Raw genomic sequence first — 18789 nt, forward strand, 5'->3', positions numbered from 1 at the left:
CGGGCTCGTTGCGTTCGCTCAATGGGCGGAACGCATCGAAGCCACCGCAGGACGGACAGGCGAAACACCCCCCAGCTCCACCAATACCGCACTTTCCTTGCCAGTATTGCCCCCGGCCTAGAATGGCGGCCATGGCTTCCCGGCTCACCCCAATGCTTCACCCACTGCTCGCGCAGCACCTGCCTTTGCTGGCCGGTGGCGCCGTGGTGGGTCTTCGCAAGCAGATGGGCACGGCCGGTGCACGCCAGCCGGCCGCACATTCCTGAGCCCGGCGATACCTCTTCTTCTCTCCCTTTTGCGCTAACCATTCATCGCCGGGCCCACAGCTCAGCGCGATGGCGGCCGCTGCATTTTGTTTGGCAGTGCGGCCGCACCCCATGGAGTGCATTCATGCCCAAGACCCTGACCCGTGATCGATTGATCACCGACCTGGACCACGCGCGACTCACGAACCTGCGCGATGCCGGCCTGCCGCCAGAGCTGGCCGACGCGCTGGACACGCTGGACGTGGTGCCATCGCGCGAAGTCCCTGCCGATGTGGTCACCATGTATTCGCAGGTGCTCATCGAAGAGGCGAACGGCCACAAGCGCCAGAAACTCACGCTGTGCTACCCGCACGAGGCCGAGCCGCACAACGGCTTCATTTCGGTGTGCTCGCCGGTGGGCGCGGGACTGCTGGGCCAGCGCGTGGGCGAAGTGGCCCGCTGGCGCACGCCGAATGGCGATGTGTGCGAAGCCGAGGTCGTTTCGCTGCTGTTCCAGCCGGAAGCCAGCGGCGACTACACCACGTAGTCCACCTCGGTTCCCCCTTCGTTACTTGTGTCTCCATGGCCGTTGGCCGTGGGGCGGGTCTCTGCACGTCAAAAGGATGTCCCATGGCCTTCTTCGATTCCATTCTCGCCATCACCGATTTTTCTGCGCCTTCCGAGCGCGCCCTCGATCGGGCCGCGTTGCTGGCCAGTCAGCACCAGGCGCCCTTGCGCCTCATGTACTTCGCCGAACAAGCGCACCACTATCTGTCTGACCCGCTGGCGCGCCTGGCCCAGCGCGCTCGCCAGCTTGCGCGGCGTCACGGCATTCGGGTGCATGCGCTGCAGCGCCATCCCGTGCAGGTGAACCACATCCTGGAAGAAAGCGGGGTTTCCAGCCTGCTGGTGGTTGGGCCGCACTGGCGTCGAAACTGGAAGACCTTTTTTCTGGGCACGCCGCTGGATCAACTGGTTCGCGAAAGCCGCTGTCCGGTGCTGGTGGTGCGCCAGGCGGTGGCGCGGGACTACGCCGACGTGCTGGTGGCGGTGGATCTCTCGCCGCGTTCGCACCCACTGATCGGCTTCGCCAACCAGTTCGCTGCGGCGTCCAAAGTCAAACTGTTCCACGCCATCAACACGGTGGAAGAGTCTCGCCTGCGGCTGGCCGACGTGACCGTGGAGGCCAGGCAAGCCCACCGCCAGGGCTCACGTCAGCGCGCCAGGGAACGCCTGTTGCAGCTCACGCGCACGCTGGGCGCGCCGGGCCGTGCGGTGGACGTGCAGGTGGGCAACGGGGACCCGGCGTACCAGACGGCGGTGGAGCAGCAAGCGAGCCGGGCAGATCTCGTGGTGGTGGGCAGGCGCAGCGCCTCCACGCTGGCGCGCCTGCTGCTGGGCAGCGTGGCGCAGCGGCTCGCCCGGTGGGCAGAGGGCGATGTGCTGGTGGTGCCGTTGGAAAGACTGGTCGAGGCGGGGGCGCCTCACGCGCTGGAGGCGATGCGAGCCGAAACCGCTTGAGCCGACGCCTTGATCAAGTCGGTCAGCGCCTGCTTGCGCGGCTCGAAGCCGCTGATGGGCACGGCCAGGCCAATGCTCGCCACCATCCTGCAGTGCACGTTGAAGATGGGCGCGGTGAAGCCCACCACGCCGTGGGTGAATTCTTCCTGCGAGAACGCCACGCCTTCGCTGCGCACCTGCCGCAACTGGCGTTGCAGCTCGGTCACCGAGCGCACGGAACGTGGCGTGATGGGCCGCAGCTCCACGCGCGTGAGATAGGCCTCCAGCGCCTCGGCGTCCAGGTAGGCCAGGTGCAGCTTGCCGGTGGAGCAGGCGTACAGCGGTGCGCGCACGCCTTCGTGCATGGCCAGGCCCTGTGGCGCGGTGACGCCGTGCACGCGCTCGGCCACGTCGCCCTGCAACACATAGAGGCCGCTCGAATGGCCTGCCTTTTCACTGAGGGCTTCCATCACCGGGGCAGCGCAGGCCACGATGTGCTGCACGTCCAGCCCATGGGCCACGAGATCGCGCGCCGCCGGCCCGATGCGAAACGGGCCGTTGGGCCCGAGCGCTTCGATGTAGTGGCGGTCTTGCAGCGTGCGCAGCAGTTCGGTCAGGCTGCTCTTGGGAATGCCGGTGCGCAGCGCCATGTCGGAATGGCTCAAGGGCTGGTGGGCCTTGGCCAGGGTTTCAAGCAGGTCCAGCGTGCGCGCGGCGGACTTCACGCCGCCCGCCGCGTCACCCGGTCTGCCTGATCCCCTAGTCGACACGGATGTTCTTCTCCTTGATGAGCCGGCCCCAGGTGGCCGTGTCCTGCGCAATGGTGGCCTGGAACGATTCCGGCGTGTTGCCCGCCGCGGTGGCGCCGAGTTCGCTGGCCCGTGTGCTGAAGGCGCTGCTGCGCACCACCTTGGTCATGGCCTGGCTCAACGCCTGCACCACCGGCTCGGGCGTACCCGATTTCACCACCACACCGAACCAGGCGGCAATCTCCAGACCCTGGATGCCTTGTTCGGCAAAGGTCTTCACGTTCGGAAACTGCGGCACGCGCTCCTTGCTGGAGACGCCCAAGGACTTCAAGCGCCCGCTGGACAGGAACGGCTGGGACGAGAGCAGGATGTCGAAGTACACCGGCACTTCGCCGCTCATCACGGCCGTGAGTGCGGGCGCCGAGCCCCGGTACGGAATGCCGGTCATGAAGGTGCCGGTGGCCTGCTTGAACATCTCGGCAAACAGGTGGGGGCCGGTGCCGTTGCCGGCGGTCGCGTAGTCGATGCGGCCGGGCTTGTCTTTCGCGGCGCGCACCAGGTCGGCGACCTCGTTGCCCTGAAACTTCTCGCCCACCACGGCCATGTACGGGCTTTGAAGGGCGATGCCGATGCCGCGGAAGTCCTTCACCGGATCGAAGGACACGTTCGGGTAGAGCCACTTGAAGGTGGTGACGGAGTTCGAAGCGAGCAGCAGGGTGTAGCCGTCGGCCGGGCGCGCCAGCATGTATTCGGCGCCGATGATGCCGCTGGCTCCGGGTTTGTTCTCGATCACGATGGGCTGCCCCATCTGCTCGCTCATGCCCTTGGCCACCAGCCTCGCGGTGATGTCGGCCGCGCCGCCAGGAGGGAAGGGCACCACCATCGTGAGCGGCTTGTTGGGGTAGGCCTGGGCGTGGCTCCATCCCGCGGCGGCCAGTGCCAGCGTGGCGACGATGAGGTGTCGGCGTGTCTTTTTCATCATGGTTCTGTCTCCTGTATTGTCGACGGTCTCGTCGACGGTCTTGTTGCTTCAGGCGGGCTCGAACATCTGCTCCGCGTCTTCCAGACTCACATAAGCCCCGCGTTCGCGCAGCAGCGCGCGAACCTCGTCGGCGGGCACGTCCTGGTCCGATGCCACGCTGAGTGCCGCCAGCACGCCGGCGGCTTCGCCCAGCGCCATGGCGGTGGCCATGTGGCGCGCGCCGCCGTTGGCGCTGCGCGTGGCCGAGATCGCGCGCCCGGTCACCAGCAGGCCCTGCACACGCGCAGGCACCAGGCAGCGCATGGGGATCTCGAACGGTTGGTCGGGCACATGCAGGCGGATGCCGGTGCCACCGGTCTCGTGGATGTCGAGCGGGCCGGCGCCCAGCGCAATCGAATCTGGAAAGCGCGTGTCGCCGAGGATGTCGTCTTCGGTGAGCGTGTAGCGGCCCACGATGCGGCGCGTTTCCCGTACGCCGATGTGCGCCGCGATGCCGGCGAGGATGGCCTGGTCGAAGCCGGCCACGTTGGCTTTGAGGAACTCCACGATGGTCCCGATCTGCCGCCGTCCTTCCATCTCCGCGTTGGTCAGGTCCTGCGGGTCGGTGGTGTCGAAGCCGGAGACGCGGCTCATGAGGCAGATGGCGTCGGTGTTGCCGGGCGTGCTGCAGAACGACAGGCTTTCGCAGTAGATCTTCTTCTCGGCAATGCCCTTGAGCGCCAGCGCGCGCTTGTGCTCTCGCGGAATGGCGCGGAAGGCCGCCACGTCCACGTTCGACAGGCGAAACATCAGCGTGCAGGGTTGCGCGTCTCGTTTGCTCTGCACCTCGGGGTGCGCCAGTTCGACGCCCGCTGCCTGCGCCACGCTCGCGTCGCCTGTGGCGTCCACCACCCTGCGCGCGCGGATCGCGCTGCGGCCGGCCGCGTCTTCCACCACCACGCCGGTCACGCGGCCCTTTTCAAGAATCGGCGCCACCACGCGGCTGTGCAGCCGGACCGAGACGCCCGCCGCCAGCGCGAGCTGGTCGCAGGCGATCTTCACCGTCTCGGGGTTGAACGCAAAGTGCACCAGCGGAATGGGGTGGGCGCTGGCTTCGGCCATCAGGTAGCGCTTGAATCCCTCGCTGCCGCCCAGCTTCACCACCCGTTGCGCGAGTTCGTTGGCGATGCCGCCGACCACCTGGCGGTCGCGGTTGAAGAAGCCGATCCACTGCGCCACCATGCTGGTGGTGCCGGTGCCGCCCATGCAGTTGGCGCGTTCCAGCAGCAGGGTGCGAGCGCCGGTGCGGCTCGCGGACACGGCGGCAATCAGCCCGGAGGCCCCGCCACCCGCCACCACGACGTCGTAGTCATCGACGAAAGGGGTGCTCAGGTGCTCGGTGAGGTGTTGAGGGTTCAAGGGTTTGTCTCGTCAGGATTTCGGTCATCAAAATCCTATCGAGACGGGGGCGCCTGAGGGGCGCCAGTTCGCATCCGTGAACGGAAAGTCAGTCCTCCAGCACGCGCACCTTCACGCTCTTGCCCTTGATGCGCCCGTCGTTCAGGCGGCTCGCGACCTGCTGGGCGATGTCGCGGTCGACCGCCACATAGGTGGACCATTCGTTCACATTGATCTTGCCCACCTGTTCGCGGGTGTAGCCCAGGTCGGCGGTGAGCGCGCCCAGCACGTCGCCGGGGCGGATCTTTTCCTTGCGACCTCCCTGGATGTGCAGCGTCACCATGGGCGGCACCAGCGGCTCGTTGCTCGCCGGTTTGAGTTCGCTCAGCGGGTGCCACTGCGATTCACGGCCTTGCAGCTGTTCGATCTTGCCCACGCTGCCCATCTCGTTCAGGCTCGCCAGGTTCAGCGCCAGCCCACTTTCACCCGCGCGGCCGGTGCGGCCGATGCGGTGGATGTGCACCTCGGGGTCGGGCGTCACGTCCACGTTGATCACGGCGGCCAGGCTGGCGATGTCCAGCCCGCGCGCGGCCACGTCGGTGGCCACGAGCACGGAGCAACTGCGGTTGGCAAAGCGCACCAGCACCTGATCTCGCTCGCGCTGCTCCAGTTCGCCGAAGAGGGCGAGTGCGCTGATGCCTTGCGCCTGCAAAACGGCCACCAGGTCGCGGCACTGCGCCTTGGTGTTGCAGAAAGCCAGCGTGCTGGCCGGGCGGAAGTGCGCCAGCAGCTTGCTCACGGTGTCCAGGCGCTGGTTTTCGGTGATTTCGTACCAGCGCTGTTCGATCTGCGCACCCGCGTGCTGCGCCTCCACCTTCACCGTGAGCGGGTCGCGCATGAACTGCGCGCTGAGCTTGGCGATGCCCTCGGGGTAGGTGGCCGAGAACAGCAGCGTCTGGCGGTCCTTCGGGCACTGCTTGGCCACGGTCACGATGTCGTCGAAGAAGCCCATGTCGAGCATGCGGTCGGCCTCGTCGAGCACCAGGGTGTTCAGCGCGCCCAGCTTCAGGCTGCCGCGTTCCAGGTGGTCCATGATGCGGCCCGGCGTGCCCACCACGATGTGCGCGCCGTGCTCCAGCGTGGCGAGCTGCCCGCGCAGCGGCACGCCGCCGCAGAGCGTCACCACCTTGATGTTGTCTTCCGCGCGCGCCAGGCGCCGGATCTCGGTGGTCACCTGGTCGGCCAGTTCGCGTGTGGGGCACAGCACCAGCGTCTGCACCGCAAAGCGGCGGGGGTTGAGGTTGGCCAGCAGCGTGAGCGCGAAGGCGGCGGTCTTGCCGCTGCCGGTCTTGGCCTGGGCAATGAGGTCCTTGCCCAGCAGCGCGGGGGGCAACGCCGCCGCCTGGATGGGCGTCATGTCGGCATAGCCGAGCTGCTTGAGGTTGGCCAGCGTGGCCGGGGAGAGGGGGAGGGACGCGAAGTCGGTCGGGGAGGCGGTGGTCATTCCCGATTATCGAGGGTGAAGTAGAACGTGGCGCCCTTGTCCACCTCGGCTTGCACCCACACGCGCCCCCCGTGCCGCGCCGCGATGCGTTGCACGATGCTCAGGCCAATGCCTGTGCCCTTGAATTCGGTTTCGCTGTGCAGCCGGCGAAACGGGCTGAAGAGCTGGTCGGCAAAGGCCATGTCGAAACCACAGCCGTTGTCTTTCACGAAGAACACCTGTTGCCCGTCCTGCATTTCCTGGCCCACGTCGATGCGGGTCACGTCGCGTTTGGCGCAGAACTTCCAGGCGTTGCGCAGCAGGTTGTCGAGCACGCTGCGCACCAGCACCGGGTCGCCATGCGCCGTGAGGCCGGCGGCCACGCGCACGTCGGCCACGCGTTCGGGCTCGGTCTCCATCTGCTGCGAAAGAATCTCGGTGGCCATCTCGCTCAGGTCCACGGCGCCCAATTGCGGCGTCACCGTGGAGAGCTTGGAAAGGTTCAGCAGCGCGTCGATCAGGTTGCCCATCTGCGTGCTCTTGGCGGCGATGCGGGCGATCAGCGTGCTGCCTTCTTCGCCCAGGGCGTTGCGGTGTTCCTCCAGCAAGATGTTGCTCAGGCCCGAAATGGAGCGGATGGGTGAGCGCAGGTCGTGCGCCACCGAGTAGCTGAAGGTCTCCAGCTCTTTCAGGCTCTCGCGCAGTTCGGTGGTGCGCTCGTTCACCATGTGCTCCAGCCCTTCGTTGAGCCGCTGCAGCCGGATCTCGGCGTGCTTTCGGGCAGAAATGTCCTGCACGACGCCACTCACGCGGTGCGCCGACACAGGGCTGGCGTCCACCTTGATCCAGCGCCGGGGCCGGGTCTCGGTCAGCAGGCGGAATTCGTGGCTGAACTGCTGGAGCGGCGCCAGGGCCTCGCGGAACTTGGCTTCGACGTGCGCACGGTCTTTCTCGTCCACGCCGGCCAGAAAATCGGCCAGGGTCAGTTGCCGGTTGTTCCTGCCGAGCAGGTCGGCGGTGTGCTGGCTGATGGTCATGGCGGTGGTGACGGTGTCGAGCTCGAGCACGCCCATGCTGGCGGCGTCCAGTGCCTGCTGCAGCAGGCGCCGGTTTTCTTCCAGCGCTTCCTGCACCGTGTGTCGCTCCAGCGCCATCTGGATCGTGGCGTGCAGTTCGCGTTCGGAAAACGGCTTGATCAGGTAGCCATAGGGACTGGTCTTGCGTGCGCGCTCCAGCGTGGAGTCCTCCGAATACGCGGTGAGGTAGATCACCGGCACCGGGTTCTGCTCCTTCAGCCGCGCCGCGACCTCGATGCCATCCATGTCGCCTTCGATGTGGATGTCCATCAGCACCAGGTCGGGACGGGTCTGGCCGATCAGGTCCAGGCTTTCCTGGCCCGACACCGCCACGGCGGGCACGTCGTAGCCGAGCTGGGTCAGGCGCTGCTGCAGGTTGAAGGCGACGATGGTTTCGTCCTCCACGATGAGGATGCGGGCCGGTGACTTCATGCGTTGTCCCCCAACTGAAAGCTCAATGTGAAGCGCGTCGGGTGTCCGCGCTGAATGTCCAGGGCGCCATGCAGCTGGCGCGTGAGCAGGTGCACCAGCTGCAGGCCGAGCGATCCGGTCTTGAGCAGGTCCATGTCTTCGGGAATCGCCTTTCCGTCGTTGCTGATCGACAGTTCCACCCGGTTGTCGTTCTGCGTGATGCCGACATCGATGGTGCCGTTCTGCTGATCGGGGAAGCCGTGCTTGAGCGCGTTGCTCACGAGTTCGTTGACGATGAGTCCGCAGGGAATGGCCTCGTTGATCGGCAGGCTGACGTCCGTCGCGTCGATGCGGATGCGGACCTGGTGCGAGAGGTGGCCGTAGGCTTCGGTCAGGCGGGGCAGGAGTTCATCGAGGAAGCGCTGGAAGTTGACCCGCGCGAAATTCTGCGACTGGTACAGCGTCTGGTGGATCAGCGCCATGGAGCGGATGCGGTTCTGGCTGTCCCGCAGCATGCCCGCCACCGCCTGGTCCTCGCTCTTGAGGGCCTGCAGGTCGAGCAGGCTGTGGATCACCTGCAGGTTGTTCTTCACGCGGTGGTGCACCTCGCGCAACAGCAGGTCTTTTTGCTGCAGGGCGTCCTGGATGCGCTTCTCGCTCTGCTTGCGTTCGCTCAGGTCCAGGATCACGGACAGCACCATCGGCCCCTCGCCGGTCTGCACGGGGTTGATACCGATCTCCACCGGGAATTCGCTGCCGTCCTTGCGCAGTCCGCTCAGGTCGCGTCCAGCGCCCATCGGGCGCGCATTGGTCTCTGCCAGGAATCCATTGCGGTAGGCCGGGTGCCGGCCGTGGTAGCGCGCCGGAATGAGCTTTTCCACCGTCTGCCCGATCAGCTCGTCGCTGCGGTAGCCGAAGGTGGTTTCGGCGAGCTGGTTCAAACGGGTGATTTCGCCACGCTGATTCACCACGATCATGGCCACCGGGATGCGATCGAACGCCTGTCCCAGGTATTCATCCAGCTGTATCCGCTTCTCCGTCATGCGAAGCATCGTAGGCCTCTGCCAGGCGAATGCCTTGCTCCAAAACCCGAGTGGGCGTCACCCAGGCGTCCCCGAAGAACATTCGTGCATCCATGCCGCCGGTTTCATCCCCCCACCTTGAGCCCGGCCACTCAAACCAAAGACCTCATTCGCGAAAGCCCTGGTCGGAACTACGCGTCGTGCAAGGCCGACATTTCCTGATCGCTGAATCCCGCCGCGCGCCGCGCCGCTTCGTTGAATGGCGGCTTCAGCCTCGGTGCGGAATGCTCGCGCGCCAGCCGCCGGTAGTGCGACAGCGGCTCGATGCCTTGTTGCGCGCACAGCCAGCCGTACCAGCGGTTGCCCACGGCCACGTGGCCGATCTCGTCGCGCAGGATCACGTCGAGAATTTCCACGGCCCGATCCGCCTCGGGCGTGCCCACCTTGCGCAGGCGCGCCTGCATGGGCGGCGTGGCGTCCAGGCCCCGGGCTTCCAGGGTGCGGGGCACCAGCGCCATGCGGGCCAGCACGTCGTGCTGCGTTCTCACGCACATTTCCCACAGGCTGTTGTGCGCGGCAAAGTCGCCGTAGTCGTGCCCCAGGCTTTGCAGGTGCGTGCGCAGCAGCGTGAAGTGCACGGCTTCCTCGTGGGCAACCAGCAGCCAGTCGGTGTAGAACTCCTCAGGCATGCCGGGGAAGCGCCACACCGCGTCCAGCGCGAGGTTGATGGCGTTGAACTCGATGTGCGTGACCGCGTGCAGCAGCATGGCCAGGCCATCGGGTGTGAAGGGGGAGCGCTGGGGCACGTCCTTGGGCGGCAGAAGCTCGGGACGGTCTGGCCGGCCGGGCAGGCGCGCGGAGGGTTCAGGAGTCAGTGACTCTTGAGGATCGAGCCAGGTGCGGCCGGCCTGCGAGGCGTTGAACAGTTCGTGCGTGATGGCGACCTTGGCGCCGGGTTCGGTGACGCACAGCGCGCGCAGCGCCTGGGCACGCAGGGACGGGGGAGACAGGTGCGTGGCAGCTTGCATCCCTACAATTCTAGGTTTCGCGAACGGAGACTCACAGATGGCGATCTACGAACTCGACGGCAAGGCGCCGCAATTGGCCGAATCGGCCTGGGTGGCCGACAGCGCGCAGGTGATGGGCAACGTGACGCTGGCAGAAGACAGCAGCGTGTGGTTTGGCGCCGTGCTGCGTGGGGACACGGAAACCATCACTGTGGGCAAGGGCAGCAACATCCAGGACGGCAGCGTGCTGCACGCCGACTACGGTTTTCCGCTGACGCTGGGCGAGCACGTGACGGTGGGGCACCAGGTCATGCTGCACGGCTGCACCATTGGCGACGAAACGCTGATCGGCATCGGCGCCACGGTGCTGAATGGCGCGAAGATCGGCAGGAACTGCCTGGTGGGTGCGCGGGCGCTGATCACCGAAGGCAAGGAATTCCCGGACGGCAGCATGATCTTCGGCAGCCCCGCCAAGGTGGTGCGTTCCTTGACGCCCGAGCAGATCGATGGCCTGCGCCGCAGCGCGGAGCACTACATCGAGAATGCCCAGCGCTACCGCCGGGGCTTGAAAAAGATCGGCTGACCCCGATGTGCAAGGATTCGATTTTCTGAACGAAAGAAGCGCTTGTCCGAACTCCACAAATTCGTCTTTGAAGGCCTGCCGGTGCGGGGCATGCTGGTGCGCCTGACCGACGCCTGGCAGGAGATCCTGCAGCGGCACCGCGACGGTGGCGGCTATCCCACGGCGGTCACCGAACTGCTGGGCGAGATGACGGCCGCGGCCACGCTGATGCAGGCCAACATCAAGTTCAATGGCGCGCTGATCATGCAGATCATGGGCGACGGGCCGGTGAAGCTGGCCGTGGCCGAAGTGCAACCCGACCTGAGCCTGCGCGCCACCGCCACGGTGGTGGGCGACGTGGCCGCAGACGCGCCGCTCTCGCACATGGTGAATGTGACCAACCAGGGCCGCTGCGCCATCACGCTCGATCCCAAGGACCGCCTGCCGGGGCAGCAGCCCTACCAGGGCGTGGTGCCGCTGTTTGGCGACCGGCGCGAGAAGCTGGAGAAGCTCAGCGAAGTGATCGAGCACTACATGCTCCAGAGCGAGCAGCTCGACACGCGCATGGTGCTGGCGGCCAACGAACACATGGCCGCCGGCCTGCTGATCCAGCGGCTGCCGCTTCAGGGCGCCACCAACCTTTCGGGCGTGTCGCAGCAGCGCGATGAAGACCAGATCGGCCAGAACGAGGACTACAACCGCATCGCCATCCTGGCGTCCAGCCTGAAGCGCGAGGAGTTGCTGAGCCTGGACGCCGACACCATTCTTCGCCGCCTGTTCTGGGAAGAAGACCTGCGCCGCTTCGAACCGCTCACTGGCGCTGAAGGCCCGCACTTCGCCTGCACCTGCTCGCGCGAGCGCGTGGGCAACATGCTGCGAAGCCTGGGGCGCGAGGAGGTGGAATCCATCCTGGAAGAACAGGGTCAGGTGGAGGTGGGCTGCGAGTTCTGCGGGGCGCAGTACCGGTTCGACCCGGTCGATGCGGCCCAGGTGTTCCTGCAGCCCGAACTGCAGCCGCCGTCTTCCGACCAGAAGCAGTAGGCCCCCGTTCGCCCTGAGCCTGTCGAAGGGTTCTCCGACATCTGCACGGGGCTTCGACAGGCTCAGCCCGAACGGGAGTGGGATCAGCCCGAACGGGAAACCAGCCCGGTGAACAGCCGGTGCTCGCAGTCCGGATCGCTGCAGTTCTCACAACGCCACTGACCGCGACCCACGGTGAGCGCGGGATCGTCCGCCACCAGCGATCGGCCGGTGGCGCTGCCGATGGCGCGCAGCGCCTGCTGAAGACCGGCAGCGCCCTGTCCATGCACGATCTGGAAAGCCGTGCCGGCGCTGTGCAGTGCCTCGCGAAGCAGCGCGTCGGCCGCCTCGCCGTGCAGGCCTTGGACGGGGTCGGGCGCCAGGAGCAGGGTGAGGTCATGCCGAGCCGAACTGGCCAGGGCCGGGGATTCGTGCATCAAGACCTGCGCGTCAGGAGCCTGCAGCGCCAGCGCCCGGCGCAGTGCGGCGGCCAGAGCGGCCGTGCTGCTGGCGTCGCCACCCAGCAAGGCCACGGCAAACGTCATCAGCGCTTGCCTTGCGCGATCTGTACGAAGATTTCGTTGGGCTTGACCATGCCCAGTTCCTGACGGGCGAGCTCCTCGACCATCTCCACGCCCTCCTGCAGGTCGCGCACCTCGTTGGCCAGCTGGTCGTTGCGCAACTGAGAGTCGCGGTTGGCCTGCTCTTGCGCGGCCAGCTGTTGCTTCATGCTCGCCACCTGCGGCACGCTGCCCCGCCCGAACCACAGCTGAGCGTGCACGGCCAGCAGCAGTGCGATCAGCAGGGCGGGGATGAAGCGGCGGGCCATGACGTGCGATTGTTACCGAAGTGACCGGCCGCAGCGCAGGGCCGCCCCAAGCAAGGCCAGCCCCCTTGGGGGGCAGCGACCCGCGAAGCGGCGGAGCGTGGGGGCCATTACTTCAAGTTGTAGAACGCCGCGCGCCCGGGGTACACGGCCACGTCGCCCAGGTCTTCCTCGATGCGCAGCAACTGGTTGTACTTGGCCATGCGGTCCGAACGCGAGAGCGAGCCGGTCTTGATCTGGCCGGCGTTGGTGCCCACGGCGATGTCGGAGATGGTGTTGTCTTCGGTTTCGCCCGAGCGGTGCGAGATCACGGCGGTGTAACCGGCGCGCTTGGCCATCTCGATGGCGGTAAAGGTTTCGGTCAGCGTGCCGATCTGGTTGATCTTGATCAGGATCGAGTTGCCGATGCGCTTGTCGATGCCTTCCTTCAGGATCTTCGTGTTGGTGACGAACAGGTCGTCGCCGACCAGTTGCACCTTGGCACCCAGGCGGTCGGTCAGCACCTTCCAGCCGTCCCAGTCGCCTTCGGCCATGCCGTCCTCGATGCTGATGATGGGGTACTTGTCGACCCAGGTGGCCAGCATGTCGGTCCACTCTTCGGCGCTCAGGCTGATGCCGCCTTCGCCTTCCAGCACGTACTTGCCGTCCTTGTAGAACTCGCTGGCCGCGCAGTCCAGGCCCAGGGCGATCTGTTCACCGGCGGTGTAGCCGGCTTTCTCGATCGCCTGCAGGATCATCTGCAGTGCGGCTTCGTGGTTCTCGACCGACGGCGCAAACCCGCCTTCGTCGCCCACGGCGGTGCTGATGTGCTGGTCGTGCAGGATGGACTTGAGGGCGTGGAACACCTCGGCGCCCCAGCGCAGCGCTTCGCGAAAGCTCGGCGCGCCCACGGGAATGATCATGAGTTCCTGCAGGTCCAGCGAATTGTTGGCGTGCGCACCACCGTTGATGATGTTCATCATGGGCACGGGCATCTGCACCGCGCTCATGCCGCCGAAGTAGCGGTACAGCGGCAGGCCCGCTTCTTCAGCCGCTGCGCGCGCCACGGCCATGGAAACGGCCAGCATGGCGTTGGCGCCCAGGCGGCCCTTGTTCTCGGTGCCGTCCAGGTCGATCAGCGTCTTGTCCAGGAAGGCCTGCTCGGAAGCATCCAGGCCCAGCACGGCTTCCGAGATTTCGGTGTTGATGAACTCCACCGCCTTGAGCACGCCCTTGCCCAGGTAACGCGCCTTGTCGCCGTCGCGCAGCTCGATGGCTTCGCGCGAGCCGGTGGAAGCGCCCGAAGGCACAGCCGCACGGCCCATCACGCCGCTCTCCAGCAGCACGTCGCATTCGACGGTGGGATTGCCGCGGCTGTCCAGGATTTCGCGGCCAACGATGTCAACGATTGCACTCATGGATTCAATACCTTTGGATCAAAAACAGAAAAGGGAAAAATCAGGCGCTGAAATGGTCTTCGAGGAAACCGTTTTTCTTGGTGACCGCATCCAGGGCGAGCAGGGTTTCCAGCAGTGCCTTCATGTGTTGCAGTGGCACGGCGTTGGGGCCGTCGCTCATGGCTTTGGCGGGGTCGGGGTGGGTCTCCATGAAGAGGCCGGCCACGCCCACGGCCACCGCCGCGCGCGCCAGCACCGGCACCATTTCGCGCTGGCCGCCGCTGGTGGTGCCTTGCCCGCCGGGCAACTGCACGCTGTGGGTGGCGTCGAACACCACGGGCGCAGCGGTCTCGCGCATGATGGCCAGGCTGCGCATGTCGCTCACCAGGTTGTTGTAGCCAAAGCTGGCGCCGCGCTCGCAGGCCATGAAGCGGTCTTCGCTCAGGCCGGCTTCCTTCGCGGCGGCACGCGCCTTGTCGATCACGTTCTTCATGTCGTGCGGCGCGAGGAACTGGCCCTTCTTGATGTTCACCGGCTTGCCGCTTTGCGCCACGGCGCGGATGAAGTCGGTCTGGCGGCACAGGAAGGCGGGCGTCTGCAGCACGTCGCAAACCTTCGCTGCGTCGGCAATGTCTTCTTCGCTGTGCACATCGGTGAGCACCGTCACGCCAAGCTCGCGTTTCACCTTGGCCAGGATCTCAAGGCCCTTCTCCCGGCCCGGGCCGCGGTAGCTGGTGCCGCTGCTGCGGTTGGCCTTGTCGAAGCTGCTCTTGAAGATGAAGGGAATGCCCAGCCCGGCGGTGATCTCTTTCAGCCGACCCGCCACGTCCATCTGCAATTGCTCGGACTCGATGACGCAGGGGCCTGCGATGAGGAAGATGCGTTGATCGAGGCCGATGTCGAAGTCGCAGAGTTTCATGCAGCGCGCCAGTGGGTGTTGGGTTCAGGCCGTGGCGAGCGCTTCGGCGCCCTGGGCCTGGTGGGTCAGCGCTGCCTTCACGTAGGCGTTGAACAGCGGGTGGCCGGCCCAGGGGGTGGACTTGAATTCGGGGTGGAACTGCACGCCCACATACCAGGGGTGCACGTCTTGCGGCAGTTCGATGATCTCGGTGAGCTGCTCGCGCTGCGTGAGCGCCGAGATCACCAGCCCGGCACCGCGCAGCTGGTCCAGGTAGTTGACGTTGGCCTCGTAGCGGTGGCGGTGGCGTTCGGTGACCACATCGCCATAGATGCTGTGGGCGAGCGACCCCTTGGCCACGTCGGAACTCTGCGCGCCCAGGCGCATGGTGCCGCCCAGGTCGGAACTCGCGGTGCGTTGCTGGATGCTGCCGTCGGCGTCTTTCCACTCGGTGATGAGCGCGATCACCGGGTGCGGCGTGTCGGGCTCGAACTCGGTGCTGTTGGCGTCCTTCAGGCCGGCGACGTGGCGCGCGTATTCGATGGTGGCCACCTGCATGCCCAGGCAGATGCCGAGGTAAGGCACCTTGTTCTCCCGCGCGTAGCGGGCCGCGCAGATCTTGCCTTCGATGCCGCGCTTGCCGAAACCGCCGGGCACCAGGATGGCATCGAAGCGGCTCAGCGTGGTGGCCACGTTGTCGGGCTTGATGGTTTCGGAGTCGATGTACTCGATCTGCACCTTGGCGTGGTTCTTCATGCCGGCGTGGCGCAGCGCTTCGTTGAGCGACTTGTAGCTGTCCGACAGATCGACGTACTTGCCGACCATGGCGATCTTCACCGTGGCCTTGGGGTGTTCGACCTCGTACACCAGATCGTCCCAGCGCTGGAGCTTGGCCGGCGGCGTGTTGATGCGCAGCTTGTCGCAGATGAGGCCGTCCAGCCCCTGCTCGTGCAGCATGCGCGGCACCTTGTAGATGGTGTCCACGTCCCACATGGAGATCACGCCCCACTCGGGCACGTTGGAGAAGAGCGAGATCTTGGCGCGCTCTTCCTCAGGGATCGGGCGGTCGGCGCGGCAGACCAGGGCGTCTGCCTGGATGCCGATGGCGCGCAGTTCCTTGGCGGTGTGCTGGGTGGGCTTGGTCTTGAGCTCGCCGGCCGCGGCGATCCAGGGCAGGTAGCTCAGGTGCACGAAAGCCGAGTTGTTCGGCCCCATGCGCAGGCTCATCTGGCGAACGGCTTCCAGGAAGGGCAGGGACTCGATGTCGCCCACGGTGCCGCCGATCTCGACGATGGCCACGTCCACGGCATCGGTGGTGCCGATGCCCGCGCCCCGCTTGATGAATTCCTGGATCTCGTTGGTCACGTGCGGGATCACCTGCACGGTCTTGCCGAGGTAGTCGCCCCGGCGTTCCTTCTCCAGCACCGACTGGTAGATCTTGCCGGTGGTGAAGTTGTTGGTCTTCTTCATGCGCGTTTCAATGAAACGCTCGTAGTGCCCCAGGTCCAGGTCGGTCTCGGCGCCGTCGTCGGTGACGAACACTTCGCCGTGCTGGAAGGGGGACATGGTGCCCGGATCCACGTTGATGTACGGGTCGAGCTTGATGAGGGTGACTTTGAGGCCGCGGGATTCGAGAATCGCGGCCAGGGATGCGGAGGCTATGCCTTTGCCCAGGGAGGACACCACACCGCCGGTGACGAACACAAATTTGGTCATGTCTCGGGCGAGCCGGTCGCTCGCAGGAGGTGGAAATGGCGATTATAAATGCCACCCCTCGGGAACCCGCCCCGCGCCCCTGCCGGGCATTCCCGAACTGCTACATTGCGCCCATGAACGACCTCGCCGGAAAACACATCGTCCTGGGCCTCTCCGGCGGCATTGCCTGCTACAAATCGGCCGAGTTGTGCCGGGCGCTGGTGAAGGAGGGCGCGACCGTCCAGGTGGTGATGACCGAAGCCGCCGAGCAGTTCGCCACGCCGGTCACACTGCAGGCGCTGTCGGGCCGGCCGGTGTTCACCTCGCAGTGGGATTCGCGCACCTCGGGCGGAGTCGACAACAACATGGCGCACATCAACCTCAGCCGCGAGGCCGACGCCATCGTGGTGGCGCCCGCCAGCGCCGATTTCATGGCCAAGCTGGTGCATGGCCGGGCCGATGACCTCCTGAGCCTGATGTGCCTGGCGCGCCCCATTGACAGGGTGCCGCTGATCCTGGCGCCCGCCATGAACCGCGAGATGTGGGCGCACCCGGCCACGCAGCGCAATGTGAAGCAACTGCGCGCCGATGGCGCCACCGTGCTCGACGTGGGCGCGGGCGAGCAGGCCTGCGGGGAAACCGGCGATGGCCGCATGCTGGAACCCGACGAACTGCTGTACGACCTGATCCGCTTCTTCAGCCCCAAGCCGCTGGCCGGGCAGCAGGTGCTGGTGAGCGCCGGCCCCACTTTTGAAGCCATCGACCCGGTGCGCGGCCTCACCAACCTTTCCAGCGGCAAGATGGGCTTTGCCATTGCGCGCGCGGCGCACGAGGCGGGCGCACAGGTCACGCTGGTGGCGGGCCCGGTCGGCCTGGCTACGCCGCGGGGTGTGGGCCGGGTGAACGTGAAGTCGGCCCTCAACATGCAGAAGAGCCTGGACCTGCTGGTGCAGAGCGCCACCGTGTTCATCTCTACCGCCGCCGTGGCCGACTGGCGCCCGGTGCAGGCGGCCGAACACAAGATCAAGAAAGACGGTTCGGGCCACGTGCCCACCGTCTCGTTTGTGGAGAACCCGGACATCCTCGCCGGCATCGCAGCCACGCCGCGCGCCCAGAGTGGTGCGCTCTACTGCGTGGGTTTCGCGGCAGAAAGCCACGACCTGGAAGAAAACGCGCAGGCCAAGCGCCTGAAGAAGGGCGTGCCCCTGCTGGTGGGCAACATCGGCCCGGCCACCTTTGGCCAGGACGACAACGCGCTGCTGCTGGTGGACGACAAGGGCATGACCGAGTTGCCCCGCGCGTCCAAGCTGGTGCTGGCGCGGCAACTGGTGGGCGAGATCGCTCGGCGACTGCCACGTTGAGCGGCCCCGATCAGGGCCACCAGGGAAGCAGGCGTTTCATGGCAGCCACTTCGCCGCAATGATCCGCTGAATAGCCCGGCAGAGCTTCCAGCCGCTCGTGCCATGCGCGGCTCTGCAGGTGTTGCAGAAGGCGCTGCAGGGCAGGTTGCTCCAGCGCGGTCTTCAGGCACACCAGCAGGTACCGCTCGTCGGTGAGGGGCACGAAATCCAGGCCCTCGCGCCTGGCCGCGTACTGGGTGCCCAGTCCCACGTCGGCGCTGCCGCTGTGCACCGCCTGCGCCACCGCGGCGTGCGACGCCTCCACATGGGAGAAGCCGGCGATGTCGTCCGGCGCCAGGCTGGCCTGTGCCAGCAGTTCTTCCAGCAGCAGCCGGGTGCCGGTGCCGATGGCACGGTTCACGAATCGGGCCTGCAGGCGCGCCACATCGGCCATGGCCTTCAGCCGCAGCGGGTTGCCGGGTGCCACCATGAGCCCCTGCGAACGGCGGGCGAAACCGATGATCTTGTGCAGGCCCGGGCGCAGCAGCGGGCGGTAGGTGCGCGCGCTCAGGCTGCCGGCAGCGGCGAAAGGTTGTGTGTGAAAGCCCGCCAGGGTGCAGCGACCTTCGTTGAGCGCGCGGATCGCGTCCACGCTGCCGCTGAAGCGGATGTCCAGGTGCAACGGCGGCGGCGCCTCCTTGCTCGCGGGGGGCGCGCTGGCGAATTGCTGCAGCTCGCTCAGCGCATGGTCGTGGCTTGCGTAGAGCGTGATCACATCGCTCGCGCTGGCGCTGGCGCTGCGGGGCTCCTCGAACGCCATCGCGAACGCGCGTTCCAGTTCGGCGCGCAGGCCCTCCATCTGTGGCCCCAGGCGGGCCTGCGCCAGCCGCTCGGCCATCAGCAGCCGTTCGCCAAAGGGCGTGAGGCGCGCAGCCTGCCCGCGTTCCCAGAAGATCAGCCCCTGGCCCAGCTGGGCTTCCCACTCCTTGAGCTGACCCCACACGTGGCGGTAGGACAGACCCAGCTCGCGCGCCGCCCCTGAGATCGAGCCGCTGCTGCGCAAGGCATGCAGCACATCCATCATGGGATTGCGCAGCAGCGCGGAGGTTTGCGAAGGCCCAGGCCGCGACGGCGTCAGGGTGTAGGAGAGCTCGATCTTTCGCATGGTGGGGAAGTGTGCCCCAAACCATCTTATGTCCGGCGATTCATACCGCGTCATT

18 protein-coding genes are annotated in these 18789 nt (G+C 66.4%); 5 read left to right on the top strand and 13 right to left on the bottom strand.

Annotated features, from left to right (window positions below; genetic code table 11):
• Positions 1–390: 390 nt before the first annotated feature.
• Complete coding sequence (locus ACTIEY_RS06405) at positions 391–792, top strand: GreA/GreB family elongation factor (RefSeq protein WP_439518287.1); 402 nt, start codon at positions 391–393, stop codon at positions 790–792.
• Positions 793–875: 83 nt separating this feature from the next.
• The gene (locus ACTIEY_RS06410; RefSeq protein ID WP_439518288.1) at positions 876–1766 is read left to right on the top strand and encodes a universal stress protein; all 891 of its coding nucleotides are present in this window, start codon (positions 876–878) and stop codon (positions 1764–1766) included.
• On the opposite strand, the gene ACTIEY_RS06415 is transcribed toward ACTIEY_RS06410, so the two are convergent.
• The 7 genes from ACTIEY_RS06415 to ACTIEY_RS06445 all read right to left on the bottom strand — a co-directional run bounded on the left by ACTIEY_RS06415 (position 1730) and on the right by ACTIEY_RS06445 (position 9873).
• On the bottom strand, positions 1730–2515 hold the full coding sequence (locus tag ACTIEY_RS06415) for an IclR family transcriptional regulator (protein ID WP_439518289.1): 786 nt from the start codon (positions 2513–2515) through the stop codon (positions 1730–1732). The two genes, ACTIEY_RS06410 and ACTIEY_RS06415, sit on opposite strands and share 37 nt — an antisense overlap.
• A complete protein-coding gene (locus ACTIEY_RS06420; RefSeq protein WP_439518290.1) occupies positions 2505–3476 on the bottom strand; it encodes a Bug family tripartite tricarboxylate transporter substrate binding protein in 972 nt (323 codons plus the stop codon). The genes ACTIEY_RS06415 and ACTIEY_RS06420 overlap by 11 nt, the downstream gene beginning before the upstream one ends.
• A 48-nt stretch (positions 3477–3524) precedes the next feature.
• Entirely contained in the window at positions 3525–4874 is a 1350-nt protein-coding gene (locus ACTIEY_RS06425) for an FAD-dependent oxidoreductase (protein ID WP_439518291.1), read from the bottom strand.
• 88 nt (positions 4875–4962) lie between these two features.
• On the bottom strand, positions 4963–6357 hold the full coding sequence (gene dbpA, locus ACTIEY_RS06430; RefSeq protein ID WP_439518292.1) for an ATP-dependent RNA helicase DbpA: 1395 nt from the start codon (positions 6355–6357) through the stop codon (positions 4963–4965).
• Entirely contained in the window at positions 6354–7844 is a 1491-nt protein-coding gene (locus tag ACTIEY_RS06435) for a response regulator (RefSeq protein ID WP_439518293.1), read from the bottom strand. The genes dbpA and ACTIEY_RS06435 overlap by 4 nt, the downstream gene beginning before the upstream one ends.
• Positions 7841–8866: a sensor histidine kinase gene (locus tag ACTIEY_RS06440; protein ID WP_439518294.1), complete on the bottom strand. Its 1026-nt coding sequence runs from the start codon at positions 8864–8866 to the stop codon at positions 7841–7843. The genes ACTIEY_RS06435 and ACTIEY_RS06440 overlap by 4 nt, the downstream gene beginning before the upstream one ends.
• Positions 8867–9036: 170 nt before the next feature.
• Positions 9037–9873: a ferritin-like domain-containing protein gene (locus tag ACTIEY_RS06445; protein WP_439518295.1), complete on the bottom strand. Its 837-nt coding sequence runs from the start codon at positions 9871–9873 to the stop codon at positions 9037–9039.
• 37 nt (positions 9874–9910) lie between these two features.
• On the opposite strand from ACTIEY_RS06445, the gene ACTIEY_RS06450 reads away from it, so the two are divergent.
• Positions 9911–10435: a gamma carbonic anhydrase family protein gene (locus ACTIEY_RS06450; RefSeq protein WP_439518296.1), complete on the top strand. Its 525-nt coding sequence runs from the start codon at positions 9911–9913 to the stop codon at positions 10433–10435.
• A gap of 42 nt (positions 10436–10477) precedes the next feature.
• Positions 10478–11455, top strand: a complete 978-nt coding sequence (locus tag ACTIEY_RS06455; RefSeq protein ID WP_439518297.1) for an Hsp33 family molecular chaperone HslO — start codon at positions 10478–10480, stop codon at positions 11453–11455.
• An 83-nt stretch (positions 11456–11538) separates the two neighbouring features.
• Here ACTIEY_RS06455 and ACTIEY_RS06460 read toward each other — a convergent pair whose 3' ends face one another.
• The 5 genes from ACTIEY_RS06460 to ACTIEY_RS06480 form a co-directional block, all read right to left on the bottom strand.
• Positions 11539–11979 carry a hypothetical protein gene (locus ACTIEY_RS06460; RefSeq protein WP_439518298.1) on the bottom strand — a complete coding sequence of 147 codons (441 nt, stop codon included), beginning with the start codon at positions 11977–11979 and terminating at the stop codon, positions 11539–11541.
• Complete coding sequence (gene ftsB, locus ACTIEY_RS06465; protein WP_439518299.1) at positions 11979–12263, bottom strand: cell division protein FtsB; 285 nt, start codon at positions 12261–12263, stop codon at positions 11979–11981. Before ftsB ends, ACTIEY_RS06460 begins: the two co-directional genes overlap by 1 nt.
• 107 nt (positions 12264–12370) lie before the next feature.
• Positions 12371–13657: a phosphopyruvate hydratase gene (gene eno, locus ACTIEY_RS06470; RefSeq protein WP_439518300.1), complete on the bottom strand. Its 1287-nt coding sequence runs from the start codon at positions 13655–13657 to the stop codon at positions 12371–12373.
• 40 nt (positions 13658–13697) lie between these two features.
• Positions 13698–14555 carry a 3-deoxy-8-phosphooctulonate synthase gene (gene kdsA / locus ACTIEY_RS06475; protein WP_439518301.1) on the bottom strand — a complete coding sequence of 286 codons (858 nt, stop codon included), beginning with the start codon at positions 14553–14555 and terminating at the stop codon, positions 13698–13700.
• A 24-nt stretch (positions 14556–14579) separates the two neighbouring features.
• The gene (locus ACTIEY_RS06480; RefSeq protein ID WP_439518302.1) at positions 14580–16250 is read right to left on the bottom strand and encodes a CTP synthase; all 1671 of its coding nucleotides are present in this window, start codon (positions 16248–16250) and stop codon (positions 14580–14582) included.
• A gap of 113 nt (positions 16251–16363) precedes the next feature.
• Here ACTIEY_RS06480 and coaBC point away from each other — a divergent pair, with 113 nt between their 5' ends.
• Complete coding sequence (gene coaBC, locus ACTIEY_RS06485) at positions 16364–17590, top strand: bifunctional phosphopantothenoylcysteine decarboxylase/phosphopantothenate--cysteine ligase CoaBC (RefSeq protein ID WP_439518303.1); 1227 nt, start codon at positions 16364–16366, stop codon at positions 17588–17590.
• Positions 17591–17600: 10 nt separating this feature from the next.
• Here coaBC and ACTIEY_RS06490 read toward each other — a convergent pair whose 3' ends face one another.
• Positions 17601–18734: a substrate-binding domain-containing protein gene (locus tag ACTIEY_RS06490; protein ID WP_439518304.1), complete on the bottom strand. Its 1134-nt coding sequence runs from the start codon at positions 18732–18734 to the stop codon at positions 17601–17603.
• Positions 18735–18789 lie beyond the last annotated feature (55 nt).

This window comes from Hydrogenophaga sp., assembly GCF_051858985.1.
In the GTDB taxonomy this organism is placed as follows: domain Bacteria; phylum Pseudomonadota; class Gammaproteobacteria; order Burkholderiales; family Burkholderiaceae_C; genus Hydrogenophaga.